This is a genomic window from Marinovum sedimenti (genome assembly GCF_054052205.1).
The window spans coordinates 2,822,793-2,836,510 of sequence record NZ_CM133223.1 but is presented as its reverse complement, the minus strand read 5'-3'; the positions used below and the strand labels follow the sequence as shown (position 1 = coordinate 2,836,510).

The following is a 13,718-nucleotide window of genomic DNA, read 5'->3' as shown; positions in this document are numbered from 1 at the left end:
TCAGGCGACCAATTGCTGGCCGTCGACGCCGGTGATCGTCGCTTGCACGATCTGGCCCTCGGGCTGATCGCTGCCAAAGCGCACCTCGGCAAACTGCTCGGTCCGTCCCATGCCCGGATTCTCCATCAGCACCGCATGGCGCAACCCGGTCTGGGCGCGCAGATGTTCGGAGACCCGTACCTCGCCCGCCGCACGCAGCCGCGCCGCCCGGTCCTTGATCGCGCGTCCATTCACCTGCGGCATCCGCGCCGCCGGGGTGCCCTGACGCGGGCTATAGGGAAAGACATGCAGCCAGGTCAGACCGCAATCCTCGACCAGCTTCAACGAATTTTCAAACATCGCCTCGGTTTCGGTCGGAAAACCGGCAATGATATCCGCGCCATAGGTCATATCCGGGCGCAGCCGCTTTGCCTCTTCGCAAAAGGCAATCGCGTCGTCGCGCAGGTGGCGCCGCTTCATCCGCTTGAGAATCATGTCATCGCCCGCCTGCAGCGACAGATGCAGATGCGGCATCAGCCGGGGTTCGGTGGCAATCGCCTCCATCAACGCCGGATCGGCCTCAATCGAATCAATCGACGAGATTCGCAGCCGTGGCAAATCGGGCACCAGTTTCAGGATTCGCCGCACCAGATCGCCCAAATGCGGCGTGCCGGGCAGATCGGCCCCCCAAGACGTGAGGTCCACCCCGGTCAGCACCACCTCGTTATAGCCGCGATCCACCAGCCGCTTGATCTGATCGACCACGACACCGGCGGGCACCGAGCGCGAATTGCCCCGACCATAGGGAATGATGCAGAAGGTACAGCGGTGATCACAGCCGTTCTGCACCTGTACATAAGCGCGGCTCCGGGTGCCGAAACCGTCAATCAGATGGCCGGCGGTTTCAGTCACCGACATGATATCGTCGACCTGCACCTTTTCCGTCTCGCCCACAAAATCCGCCGCCATGCCGCGCCAAGTGTCGGGCTGCATCTTTTCGGTGTTGCCGATCACCGCGTCGACCTCATCCATCTTGGCAAAGGTCTCGGGCTCGGTCTGCGCCGCACAGCCCGTCACGATCAGCCGCGCATTGGGGTTCTCGCGCCGCAACCGCCGGATTTCTTGCCGCGCCTTGCGCACCGCCTCGGCGGTGACGGCGCATGTGTTGACCACCACGGCATCGCCTAGCCCGGCCTCGGCGGCCAGTTCCTTCATCGCCTCGGTCTCATAGGCGTTCAAACGGCAGCCTAAAGTCGAGAAAACAGGTTTGGACAGAACGGGCGCACTCATGACAGGCTCTCCAGAAACTCCGCCGTCAGTTCGGCGGAAAACACATGCATGGTTGGCCCGGTCATCCAAACGCCATCCTCGGTCACTTTGATCTGTATGATACCGCCATCAAGGTGAATCGTCACCTCTGGCCCGGTCAGCCCTCGGCGATGCGCCGCAACGGCAGTGGCACAGGACGAAGAACCAGAGGCCAAGGTGATGCCCGTCCCCCGCTCCCACACTCGCATCCGCAGGGTGTGTTCGCCGATCACGCTGGCGAACTGCACGTTGGTGCGCTCGGGAAACAGCGGGTGATGTTCGATCTCGGGGCCGCGGGTGGCCAGATCAACCGCCTCGGCGTCCTCGACGAAAAAGGTGCAATGCGGATTGCCCATGCCGGTGGCCGTCGGCGTGCCGTCAATCGGCAGTTCCAACGTGTCCATCGCGCGGGCCAGGGGCACGCTTTGCCAGTCGGTGTCCGGCAGCCCCATGTTCACACTGGTCAGACCGATGCCCGCATCGCGCGCGGCAAGCACCCGCGTCCCGGCGCGCAGGCGCAACGCCCCCTGCCCGGTCTCAGTCATCAGATGGCGCGCAATACAGCGGGTGGCATTACCACAGGCCGCCGAGATCGAGCCATCGGCGTTGTAAAAGATCAGCTCGGCATCGACGTTCTCACCCGGCACAATCACCGCAAGCTGGTCGAATCCGACGCCACGTTGCCTGTCGGCCAAAGCTGTCGCTAGCGCGGCCGTCATCTCTACCGGGCGCGCACGCCCATCCACGACAACGAAGTCGTTGCCCAAACCGTGCATCTTCATGAACGGCAAGTTGCTGTTTTTCGCAATGCTCATCTGCGCGCATATACGCGTCTGTCAGAACTAATTCCAGAGCCTCGCATTTTTTCGCGTTTTCGGGGTTGACCGCTAGCCCATACATTTCTAGATACGCCGCCAGTGGGCCGTTAGCTCAGTTGGTAGAGCAACTGACTTTTAATCAGTAGGTCGATGGTTCGAACCCATCACGGCTCACCACTACATCTACCTGAATGAGCACAAGAAAAACCGCCGGTCACCTGACTGGCGGTTTTCTTGTTCCCCCGCCAGCCACGCGGATCAAGCCGCGCAATGCGGGCAAATGCTCGGCTTCGCACAGGGTGCTTGGGCCTGCGCGCTTGGGCCTGTGTGCTTGGGCCTGCGCGCTTGGGCCGGGGTCGGCGGGTCCTCTGCCCGCATGCGCCGGTGTGACGTCACGGCAAACTTGGGCTGGTTGCCAAAAACAAAACCAACTAAACGGTTCCAGCAACACCGGGGAGCGGCTCTATGCAGAAGATCACCTTGCCAGAGCGGCCAAATTGGCGCGCCCATGCCGAAGAGGTCGGTTTTACCTTTGCCGATATGTATGGCGAACCCTACTGGGACGAATCCTCGGCCTATGCCTTTTCGCTTGAGCAGATCGAAACCGAGCTGGAAGACCCGGCCACCGAGCTGCATGAGATGTGCCGCGAAGCCGTGGGCCATATCGTTCAGAGCGAAGAGCTGATGGACCGGCTGGCCATCCCCGAGGCGCACCGCGACCTTGTGGCCGCAAGCTGGCGCAACGACGATCCCGAGATTTATGGCCGGTTCGATTTTGCCTATGACGGCAAGAGCCCCGCCAAACTGTTGGAATATAACGCCGACACCCCAACCTCGCTTTACGAAAGCGCCGCGTTTCAGTGGCAATGGCTGGAAGATCAGCTCAAGGCCGGGGTGCTGCCCGAGGGGGCCGACCAGTTCAATGGCATCCACGAGGCGCTTGTCGCGCGGTTTTCCGAGGTGTTCGAGGCGGGCAGCGATCTGCATTTCACCGCCGTCGCCGGCAGCCCCGAAGACTATGGCACCGTCGAGGCGATGGGTTGGGCGGCGCGCGAAGCCGGCCTTGGCGCGCATTACTTCGATCTCGACAAGATCGGGCTAAGCAAGGACGGCCAGTTCCTTGATGACGAGGATCGCCGGATTGCGGTGCTGTTCAAGCTCTACCCGTGGGAAGACCTTTTGCGCGACGACTACGCCAAACACATCGCCGGGTCGGGCTGTCTGTTTCTGGAACCGGCGTGGAAGGCTCTTCTGTCGAACAAGGGTCTGTTGCCGGTGCTCTGGCAGATGTTCGAGGATCACCCCAACCTGCTGCCCGCGTTCTTTGAACGCGACATCTCGGATGCCATGACAGGCGGCACAACGGCCCCCGCAGTGGCCGAGGCCTTTGAGCGCGCCCAAGAGCGGCTGACGGCGGGCCATGTCCACAAACCGATCCTGTCGCGCGAGGGGGCTTCGGTGACGATCCACCAAGACGGCGACCTTCTTGAGGCGTCGAAAAACACCGACTACGCCGAGCATCCCCGCATCATCCAGGCCTACGCCCCCCTGCCAGTATTTGACGGGTTTCGCCCGGTGATCGGCGCGTGGATCGTGGGCCGGACCTGTGCCGGGATCGGCATCCGCGAAGACAAATCCCGCATCACCCAGGATTTATCCCGCTTCAAACCGCACTATATTACTGTCTAAACCGCACGCCCAATCGCCATCAGCGCAGAAAGCACGCTTGTCATGACCAAACGCTCGAAACGGGTTGCCATCGCCATTGTCGGCGCCTCCGCCTTTGCCCTTGCGGGCTGTGAAGATGAAAAAATCGACGCCGCCGCCTATCCCGACCTTCAGTCCTGCATCAACGAGTCTGCGCAGAACCCCGCCTTTTCGGCGCAAGACTGCGAGCTTTCGTTCCTTCAGGCCGAGGCGCTGCACGTTGAGGCCGCCCCGCGCTATGACAGTGTTGAGGTTTGCGAAGAGCAGCACGGCGAAGGGGCCTGCGGGTCCGAGGCCAGCGCGACGCAGGGCGGATCTGGCAGCATCTTTATGCCACTGCTCGCGGGCTATCTGATCGGCAATATGCTCGGCGGTCGGTCGGGCATGGCGTCGGCGCAACCGATGTATAAAACCGCCGATGGCAAATTCACCAATGCCGCCCGGACGAGCACCTTTTCCACCAACCGTGGCGCGGCCAAGCTGAACACTTCGCAGTTCACCCGCCCCGCCACCACGGCAGGCAAAGCCCCGATGACCCGCGCCACCGCCGCCTCGCGCGGTGGGTTTGGCAAGTCCGGCGCCGGGCGCACCGGTTTCGGCGGCTAATCTCGGGCCCGCAGACTTCTGCGGGACGACCAACAGACACCCCCGGTGCGTCACGGCCAAACGGTCGGGACCGCCGATGAACACCAGGACCGGCCTGCGATCCCCGCGCACCGGCACACATCAGACGAAGGAGTAGCCTTATGACAAGCGTTTTGGACCAACTCAGAGACATGACAGTGGTTGTGGCCGACACCGGCGACGTCGAAGCTGTAAAAACCTACAAACCCGTGGATTGCACCACCAACCCCTCGCTGGTGCTCAGCGTGCTGAGCGATTCTTCCTCGGACGACCTTGTCACCAAAGAGATCGAAGCCGGACGCAAGGCGGGGCTGACGCCCGAACAGGTCGCAGACAAGCTGACCGTGGCCGTCGGCGCGCGCCTGACCGAGCTTGTGCCGGGCCGGGTCTCGACCGAAGTCGACGCCTGCCTGTCGTATGACACCGATGCCTCGGTGGCGCGTGCGCGCGAAATCTTGGCCGACTACGACGCGCGCGGCATCGGCAAAGAGCGCATCCTGATCAAGCTGGCCTCGACCTGGGAAGGCATCCGCGCGGCGGAGATCCTGCAAAAGGACGGCATCGATTGTAACCTGACGCTGCTGTTCTCGATGGCGCAGGCCGTTGCCTGTGCCGATGCGGGCGCTTTCCTGATCTCGCCGTTTGTGGGCCGGATCACCGATTGGTACAAAAAGGCCGAGGGCGTCGACAGCTATGCCGCGAATGAAGACCCCGGCGTGAAATCGGTGCGCGCGATCTATGACTACTACAAGTCCAACGGCATCAAGACCGTGGTCATGGGCGCCTCCTTCCGCAACAGCGACCAGATCAAGGCGCTGGCGGGCTGTGACAACCTGACAATCGCCCCGGCGCTGCTTGACGAGCTGGACAAAGACACCGCCGACCTGCCCCGCGTGCTGTCGCCCGACAATGCGAGCGGCGTGGACGCCGTCAGCATGAACGAAGCGACCTTCCGCTGGGAACTGGGTGCCGACGCAATGGCGACCGAAAAACTGGCCGAAGGCATCCGTAAGTTCGACGCTGACCACAAGAAACTGATCAAACTTGTGGCAGAGCGCCTGAATTAATATCGGAACTTTACCGCTGACATAACGCGCGCAGGATTAGATTTGCTTGACCGCAATAATCTCGCGGCATAACGTCAAGTTTCATCTTGCGCGCGTAAACTTAGGGCCCACACGGGCCTTTTTCGTTAATTAACACCGGGAACCAACCCGCTTGCGGCGCAGAAAATAGGGAAACCCATGCTGCGCAAGATCAAAAATATGGAAGAATTTGCTGAGGTCAGCGGCATCTCTCGTCCAACCGTTTCGAAATATTTTCACGACCCCGACAGCGTGCGGAAATCCACCCGCGCCCGGATCGAACAAGCGCTTGAGCAATACGATTATCGCCCCAACATTTTCGCGATGAACCAGAACCGGCAGCTGACCAAGAACATCGGCGTCGTGGTGCCCTATCTGGCCGACCCTTTCTTTGCCGAAATCGCCCGAAATATCGAACGTCGCTGCATCGATGCGGGCTTTTTCCCGCTGCTGTTCAGCTCGCATGGCGAACGCGAACAGGAAACCGCAATTCTCAACTCGCTGCGGCTGCTGAAACCGGCGGGGGTGCTGCTGGCGGCCTTGGGGCGCAACTCTGATCGTGAGCAGATCATGCGGTTCTGCGATGACGTGCCAACCGTGCTTTTTGACAGTTATCTTGAGGAAACCGGCGCTGCTTTCGTGGGATCGGACCATGCACAGGTGGTGCATGTCATGGTGGATTACCTGTGCCGCAGTGGCCAACCGCCGATGTTTTTCGAGATGGACAAACCGGTCAACCCGAACGCCAACCGCCGCCGAAACGGCTATCTTGCGGCGATGAAGGCCTTGGGCCACACGCCCGAAATCATCAAAGTCGGCGGCGATGGCTGGAGTTTTGAACAAATCGGATTTCAAGGCGGCATCAAGCTTATCGAAGACGGAAATTTCCCGACCGACACCATTCTTTGCAGCAATGACCGCCTCGCGATTGGCCTGATTTCCGCCGCCTACTCCAAGGGCGTGCGCGTGGGGCGCGGCGCGGATTGTACGCTGCGCGTGGCCGGAATGGACGACCATCCGTTCGCGCAATTCACCTGTCCGCCGATGACAACCATCGCCCAGGATTACGCCGCTATTTCGGATACGAGCGTCGAAACTTTGTTTGAAGTCATGGAAAACGCTGATAACAATCATCCTCGGGTAGAGTCGATGTTCGAGGGGAAACTGGTAATGCGGGATTCCGCCTGAGCTCGCTGCACTGCAGAAAGTTCTCGCTGCGGCGCGGAAACTTGAAATCTTACGCGCGTAAACTTTTTGTTGACCCGCGCATCAGAATCGGGCTAACTGGCGTCTCTACATCCAGAACCAAGGGAGGAAAATGGATGAACTTGACGAACGCACTTTTCGCGGCGTCCGCGCTGGTATCTGTCGCAGCGACAGCAGCCACCGCAGAGACACTCACGATTGCAACAGTGAACAACGGCGACATGGTCCGCATGCAGGGCCTGACCGATGATTTCACCGAGAAGACCGGCCACACAGTGGACTGGGTCACTCTGGAAGAAAACACACTGCGCCAACGCGTCACTACCGACATCTCCGCCAAGGGCGGTCAGTTCGACATCATGACAATCGGCATGTACGAAGCGCCGATCTGGGCTGGCAACGACTGGCTGGTTTCGTTGGACGACCTGGGCGAAGACTATGACGCCGACGACATCCTGCCCGCAATGGCAGACGGCCTGAGCCTTGACGGCACGCTTTATGCGGCACCGTTCTACGGCGAAAGCTCGATGATCATGTACCGCACCGACCTGATGGAAGCCGCTGGCAAAGAGATGCCGGAAGCCCCCACCTGGGACTTCATCAAAGAAGCTGCGGTCGCGATGACCGACAAAGAAAACGAAATCTACGGCATCTGCCTTCGCGGCAAAGCCGGCTGGGGTGAGAACATGGCGTTCCTCACAGCCATGTCGAACGCTTTCGGCGCGCGCTTTGTGAACGAAGAGTGGGAGCCGCAGTACAACACCGAAGCATGGTCGAACACGCTTAACTTCTACATCGACCTGATGAACGAAGCAGGCCCTCCCGGTGCATCCTCGAACGGTTTCAACGAAAACCTTTCGCTGTTCCAACAGGGCAAATGCGGCATGTGGATCGACGCAACAGTTGCGGCGTCCTTTGTGACCAACCCCGACGACTCTGAAGTGGCTGACAAGGTTGGCTTTGCTCTCGCACCGAACACCGGTCTGGGCAAAAACTCCAACTGGCTCTGGGCCTGGGCACTGGCCATCCCGGCCGGCACTCAGAAAGAAGCCGCCGCGAAAGAGTTCATCAAATGGGCAACCTCGAAAGACTACATCGAGCTTGTTGCTGAAAACGAAGGCTGGGCCAACGTTCCTCCGGGCGCGCGTACCTCGCTTTACGAAAACGAGAACTACAAGAAAGTTCCGTTTGCAGAGATGACCCTGAAGTCGATCCAATCGGCTGATCCGAAAAACTCGACCGTTGATCCGGTTCCTTATGTTGGCGTTCAGTTCGCTGCCATTCCGGAATGGTCGGGCCTTGCCGGTCAAATCGGCCAAGAGTTCTCCGCAGCTCTGGCTGGTCAGCAAACCGCTGACGAAGCGCTCGAAAAAGCGCAGGCGATTGCCGAAGAAGAACTGGAAGCCGCAGGTTACTGAGGCATCCTCCCAAGGGCTGGGGGGCGGCATGTCCGCCCCTCGGTTCCCTTAACAACTTTTAGTTCCTTTACCCCCGTATCCCCGTGTTCAACATGCAACTTGCGTGAACAGAGAGGCTTTGTGTCATGGCGACTCAGCATTCCCGATCCGCAGCGCGCATGATGATGGCACCAGCAGTTATCCTACTTCTAGGATGGATGCTCGTCCCGCTTATCATGACGCTCTATTTCTCATTTAAAACTTACTTGCCCCTGCGCGGCGGCGATCTTGGCTGGACCGGATTTGACAACTACGTCAAATTCGTCACCTCCTCGGCGTTTTGGCCCAGTGTTCAGGCCACACTGATCATTGTTGGTGGCACCCTGATGATCACCGTGCTTTTTGGTGTTCTGCTTGGCATCCTTTTGAACCAACCGATGTGGGGCCAGGGCGTTGTCCGTATCCTCGTCATCGCGCCTTTCTTTGTCATGCCTACCGTTTCGGCGCTGGTCTGGAAGAACATGTTCATGGACCCGGTGAACGGCCTTTTTGCCCACCTATGGAAATTTTTCGGCGCGGAACCGGTGGTTTGGCTATCGGATGCCTCACTGTTCTCGATCATTGTGATCACCAGTTGGCAGTGGCTGCCCTTTGCCACGCTGATCCTGCTGACCGCGATCCAGTCGCTTGACGGCGAACAGCTGGAAGCCTCTGAAATGGACGGCGCACCCGTTCTGAAACGCTTCTGGTATATTGTTCTGCCCCACCTGAGCCGCGCGATCACCATTGTCGTCCTGATCGAAACCATCTTCCTCCTGTCGATCTTCGCCGAAATCTTTGTGACCACCGGCGGTGCATTCGGCTCTCGGACGCTGACCTACTTGATCTTCCAGCGTGTTTTGGAAAGCCAGAACGTCGGTCTTGGCTCCGCAGGCGGTGTCTATGCAATCATTCTCGCCAATATCGTTGCCATCTTCCTGATGCGCATCGTCGGCAAGAACCTGGACGCGTGAGGAGATATTAATCATGGCACGTTCCGTTACCAACAATCGCAAGATCATCAACACCGTGGCCGCTTGGGCTGTCGGCTTGCTGATCTTCTTCCCGATCCTCTGGACGATCCTGACCAGCTTCAAAACCGAAGCCACAGCGATCGCTGATCCTCCCGTGTTCCTGGCCTTTAACTGGACGCTGGAAAACTACGCAACAGTCCTTGAACGGTCGAACTACGCCCGCTTCTTGTGGAACTCGATCATTATTGCCGGCGGCTCGACTGTCCTTGGCATTATCATCGCGGTTCCGGCGGCCTGGTCGATGGCATTCGTGCCCTCGAAGCGGACCAAAGACATCCTGCTCTGGATGCTCTCGACCAAGATGCTCCCGGCAGTCGGCGTTCTGTACCCGATCTACCTGATCTTCATCAAAATGGGCCTGCTCGACTCGCGGTTTGGTCTGGTTGTCGTCTTGATGCTGATCAACCTGCCGATCATTGTCTGGATGCTCTACACCTACTTCAAGGAGATCCCTGGCGAGATCCTCGAGGCCGGGCGGATGGACGGGGCCAACCTCAAGGATGAGATTATCTATATTCTCACCCCGATGGCTGTTCCTGGCATCGCATCGACCCTGCTGTTGAACTTCATCCTGGCCTGGAACGAGGCATTCTGGACGCTCAACCTGACTGCGGCCAAAGCGGCCCCGCTCACAGCGTTCATTGCCAGCTACTCCAGCCCCGAGGGTCTGTTCTACGCCAAGCTCAGCGCGGCATCGACAATGGCCATCGCGCCGATCCTCATCCTCGGCTGGTTCAGCCAGAAACAACTCGTCAGCGGCCTCACCTTCGGCGCTGTGAAATAAGGACCTGAAATCATGGGACAAATTCAACTGAACCAAGTCACCAAGAGCTTTGGCGACGTCAATGTCATCCCGCCTCTTGATCTGACGATCTATGACGGCGAGTTCACGGTCTTCGTTGGCCCCTCGGGTTGCGGCAAGTCCACGCTGCTCCGTCTGATTGCCGGTCTGGAGGATATCTCCAGCGGCCAGATCGAGATCGACGGTCAGGACGCCACCAATCTGCCGCCTGCAAAGCGCGGTCTGGCGATGGTGTTCCAATCCTACGCTCTGTATCCGCATATGTCGGTGCGCAAGAACATCGCGTTCCCGATGAAAATGGCGGGCATGGAGCAGGCCGAGCAGGACCGGCGCATTGATGCCGCGGCCAAAGCGCTGAACCTGACCGACTATCTTGAGCGTCGCCCCGGCCAGCTTTCGGGTGGTCAGCGTCAGCGGGTTGCCATCGGCCGTGCGATTGTGCGCGAACCTTCGGCCTTCCTGTTTGACGAACCGCTGTCGAACCTCGATGCGGCTCTGCGGGTTGGCATGCGTCTGGAAATCTCGGAGATGCACAAGCGTCTTCAGACCACGATGATCTATGTGACCCACGACCAGGTCGAAGCGATGACCATGGCCGATAAGATCGTTGTGCTTCAGGCCGGTGTGATCGAACAGGTCGGATCACCGCTCGAACTGTACAAAGCGCCGCGCAACAAGTTCGTCGCGGGCTTTATCGGCTCGCCCAAGATGAACCTGATCGAAGGTGCCGAAGCGTCCAAACATGGCGTGCACACCATCGGCATCCGTCCTGAGCACCTTGACGTGTCGACAACGGCAGGCGCATGGCAGGGGACGGTCGGCGTGGCCGAGCACCTCGGTTCCGACACCTTCATCCACATCCACGGCGTTCCGGGTTGCGACCCGCTGACCGTGCGTGCGGGTGGCGAAGTGGGCGTCAAGCACGGCGACACCGTGTACCTGACACCGCAACCGCAGCACATCCACAAGTTCGGCGCTGACGGACTTCGGATCGACTGATGCGGCTGGCGGGTAAATCCGCCCTTATTACCGGTGCTGCACGCGGTATCGGTAAGGGCTTTGCCCAAGCCTACATGAACGAGGGAGCAAAGGTGGCGATCGGGGATATCAACCTCGACGCCGCCCGCGCAGCGGCAAATGACATCGGGGGCGGGGCCTATGCCGTGCATCTCGATGTCACGCAACAAGACAGCATCGACACAGCAATCCAAAGCGTTGTGGCCGAAGCGGGGAAGCTCGATATCCTGATCAACAACGCCGCGCTGTTCGATGCGGCCGAGACCGTGGATATCACCCGTGAAAGCTATGACCGGCTGTATGCTGTAAACGTTGCCGGAACCCTTTTCACCATGCAGGCGGCCGCGCGTCAGATGATTGCGCAGGGCCACGGTGGCAAGATTATCAATATGGCGTCCCAGGCGGGGCGACGCGGCGAATCTCTGGTGCTGGTCTATTGCTCGACCAAGGCGGCGGTCATCTCGATGACGCAGTCGGCCGGGCTTAACCTGATCAGCCACGGGATCAACGTCAATGCCATCGCACCCGGCGTGGTGGATGGCGATCACTGGGTACATGTGGACGAGATGTTTGCCAAACTGGAGGGCAAGAAGCCCGGCCAGAAGAAGGCGGAAGTCGCGGCCAGCGTACCTGCTGGCCGGTTTGCCGTGCCCGGCGATCTGACTGGAATGGCGGTATTTTTGGCGTCGGACGAGGCCAATTACATTGTATCGCAAACTTATAATGTCGACGGCGGCCAATGGATGAGCTGACCGGAAAAGGGACGAGAACATGAAACTGTCCAACGCCACTTTGAACGACCTGCCTGACTCTGTTGTCCGGCCGACCTATGACCGCTCCAAGCTGACCGCCGGCATTGTGCATATCGGCCTCGGCAATTTTCACCGCGCCCATCAGGCGTGGTATCTGCACCGGCTGATGCAGGACGGCGACGCACTCGATTGGGCCATCGTTGGCGCAGGTGTGCGCGCCTATGATGAAACGATGCGGCTGAAAATGGCGGAGCAGGATTACCTGACCACCCTGATCGAGCTCGACCCTGCGGGCAGTTCCGCCGAGGTTGTCGGCTCGATGATCGACTACGTTCCGATCGTTGAAGGCAACGGGCCACTGATTGCAAAGATGGCCGATCCGGCGATCCGCATCGTGGCGCTGACCGTGACCGAAGGCGGCTACTACCTTGATCCCGCGACGAAGAAATTTGCCCCCGGGCATCCCGACATCCAGCACGACATCGCCAACTCCGACACGCCCCGTACAGCTTTCGGGGCAATGATTGCGGCGCTTAAACAGCGACGTGATGCTGGCGTACCTGCCTTTACTTGCCAAAGTTGTGACAACCTCCCAGGCAATGGCACGAAGTTGCGTGAAGTCGTGCTGGGTCTCGCTGAGCTGATGGACCCGGAACTGTTTGATTGGATTAAGAATAACTCGAGCTTTCCCAACTCGATGGTGGACTGCATCGTGCCTGCGACAGGGCCGAAAGAGCTTGAGTTGGCCAAGGGGCTGGGGATCGACGATGCGGTGCCGGTCACGCATGAGAACTTTCGCCAATGGGTGATCGAGGACGACTTCTGTAACGGGCGCCCCGATTATGAAAAGGCCGGCGCGACGTTCACCGACAACGTGCATGACTTCGAAGCGATGAAGCTGCGGATGTTGAACGGCGGGCACCAGATCATCGTGGCCCCGGCCGAGATCCTTGGGATCGAGACGATTGCGGGCACGTTGGAGCATCCGGGCATCAAGGCGCTGCTGCGCAAGGTGGCCACCGATGAAATCGCGCCGCATGTCGATGATGTGCCGGGGATGACCACCGGGCAATACACTGATTTGATTGACAGACGTTTCTCGAACCCAAAGATTCACGACACCGTGCGCCGCGTCGCGTTTGACGGATCGTCGCGCCAGACCGGGGCGGTTTTGCCCGGTATTCGCGACTCTCTGGCGGCGGGAACGCCGGTGTCGGGCTTGGCGTTGTCGCAAGCGTTTTGGTGCCGGATGTGCGCCGGAACGCGCGAAGATGGCAGTGTGATCGAGCCGAATGATCCGGTTTGGGACGAGCTGAATGCAGCGGCTTTGGCGGCGAAGGACGACCCGAGCGTCTGGCTTGAGCAGCGGCATTTCTATGGCGATCTGGCGGACAATGAGCGATTTGCGTCGGAGTTTTCGACGTGGCTCAATCTGATCTGGGCGGAGGGCGTCGAGGCGGCGCTGACCGCGTATCAGAACGCCTGAGTTTAGGGGCTTTGGGGGGATTTGACCTATTTATCTGGTCAGATCCCCCTGCCCTATTCTTTGGCCCTACCCATCCGTCTGCGCTGTGGGCCGCGCACGCCGGATTAAGGAATTGGCAACCGTATTAGGGCAGACTGTGCCCCAGATCGGAGACCGCCATGACCCTCGCCCCCTACCGCATTTCCCCCCTCTCGGACTACCGCAAACACTGCTCACAGCTCACCGGCTGGGTCGAGCATATGGGCGGGCGCTTGTGGCTGACCAAACACGGAAGGTTTGTCGCGGCGGTGGTGCCGTTCTTTCACTGCGAGCGGCTGGAAGAATGGGAACGCCGGTCATTGGCAGAAGAGCGGCGACGGCTGGAGGACAATTACGAGAAGTGGAAGCGGGTGAAGGCGATCACGCGGGAGACGGTGGATGTGGTTTGGGAGGAGTGAGGGCCCCCGGCCCTAGGACTGCGCTCG

General features: G+C 59.8%; 13 protein-coding genes and 1 tRNA gene. 12 read left to right on the top strand and 2 right to left on the bottom strand.

Annotation, left to right across the window (positions count from 1 at the left end):
* Complete coding sequence (mtaB, locus tag ACW9UO_RS13580; RefSeq protein WP_457086326.1) at positions 1-1,269, bottom strand: tRNA (N(6)-L-threonylcarbamoyladenosine(37)-C(2))-methylthiotransferase MtaB; 1,269 nt, start codon at positions 1,267-1,269, stop codon at positions 1-3.
* The gene (gene dapF, locus ACW9UO_RS13575; RefSeq protein WP_457086325.1) at positions 1,266-2,102 is read right to left on the bottom strand and encodes a diaminopimelate epimerase; all 837 of its coding nucleotides are present in this window, start codon (positions 2,100-2,102) and stop codon (positions 1,266-1,268) included. Before dapF ends, mtaB begins: the two co-directional genes overlap by 4 nt.
* 104 nt (positions 2,103-2,206) lie before the next feature.
* Between dapF and ACW9UO_RS13570 the strand changes: the two genes are divergently transcribed.
* The 12 genes from ACW9UO_RS13570 (at position 2,207) to ACW9UO_RS13515 (ending at position 13,691) form a co-directional block, all read left to right on the top strand.
* Positions 2,207-2,282 (top strand) — tRNA-Lys (locus ACW9UO_RS13570).
* Between the two features lie 288 nt (positions 2,283-2,570).
* Positions 2,571-3,794: a glutathionylspermidine synthase family protein gene (locus ACW9UO_RS13565; RefSeq protein ID WP_457086324.1), complete on the top strand. Its 1,224-nt coding sequence runs from the start codon at positions 2,571-2,573 to the stop codon at positions 3,792-3,794.
* A 42-nt stretch (positions 3,795-3,836) separates the two neighbouring features.
* A complete protein-coding gene (locus tag ACW9UO_RS13560) occupies positions 3,837-4,418 on the top strand; it encodes a DUF1190 domain-containing protein (RefSeq protein WP_457086323.1) in 582 nt (193 codons plus the stop codon).
* Between the two features lie 140 nt (positions 4,419-4,558).
* Entirely contained in the window at positions 4,559-5,503 is a 945-nt protein-coding gene (gene tal / locus ACW9UO_RS13555; protein ID WP_457086322.1) for a transaldolase, read from the top strand.
* 177 nt (positions 5,504-5,680) lie between these two features.
* The gene (locus ACW9UO_RS13550) at positions 5,681-6,709 is read left to right on the top strand and encodes a LacI family DNA-binding transcriptional regulator (RefSeq protein ID WP_457086321.1); all 1,029 of its coding nucleotides are present in this window, start codon (positions 5,681-5,683) and stop codon (positions 6,707-6,709) included.
* A gap of 134 nt (positions 6,710-6,843) precedes the next feature.
* Positions 6,844-8,145, top strand: coding sequence for an ABC transporter substrate-binding protein (locus ACW9UO_RS13545; protein ID WP_457086320.1), 1,302 nt, complete (start codon positions 6,844-6,846; stop codon positions 8,143-8,145).
* 125 nt (positions 8,146-8,270) lie between these two features.
* Positions 8,271-9,137 (top strand): carbohydrate ABC transporter permease, encoded by an 867-nt coding sequence (locus ACW9UO_RS13540; RefSeq protein WP_457086319.1) that lies wholly within the window; start codon positions 8,271-8,273, stop codon positions 9,135-9,137.
* Positions 9,138-9,150: 13 nt separating this feature from the next.
* On the top strand, positions 9,151-9,981 hold the full coding sequence (locus ACW9UO_RS13535) for a carbohydrate ABC transporter permease (protein ID WP_457086318.1): 831 nt from the start codon (positions 9,151-9,153) through the stop codon (positions 9,979-9,981).
* Positions 9,982-9,993: 12 nt separating this feature from the next.
* Positions 9,994-10,998, top strand: coding sequence for an ABC transporter ATP-binding protein (locus ACW9UO_RS13530; protein WP_457086317.1), 1,005 nt, complete (start codon positions 9,994-9,996; stop codon positions 10,996-10,998).
* Positions 10,998-11,768: an L-iditol 2-dehydrogenase gene (locus ACW9UO_RS13525; RefSeq protein WP_457086316.1), complete on the top strand. Its 771-nt coding sequence runs from the start codon at positions 10,998-11,000 to the stop codon at positions 11,766-11,768. The genes ACW9UO_RS13530 and ACW9UO_RS13525 overlap by 1 nt, the downstream gene beginning before the upstream one ends.
* 19 nt (positions 11,769-11,787) lie before the next feature.
* The gene (locus ACW9UO_RS13520; protein WP_457086315.1) at positions 11,788-13,254 is read left to right on the top strand and encodes a mannitol dehydrogenase family protein; all 1,467 of its coding nucleotides are present in this window, start codon (positions 11,788-11,790) and stop codon (positions 13,252-13,254) included.
* A 158-nt stretch (positions 13,255-13,412) separates the two neighbouring features.
* Complete coding sequence (locus tag ACW9UO_RS13515; RefSeq protein WP_457086314.1) at positions 13,413-13,691, top strand: hypothetical protein; 279 nt, start codon at positions 13,413-13,415, stop codon at positions 13,689-13,691.
* The last annotated feature ends 27 nt before the right edge of the window (positions 13,692-13,718 follow it).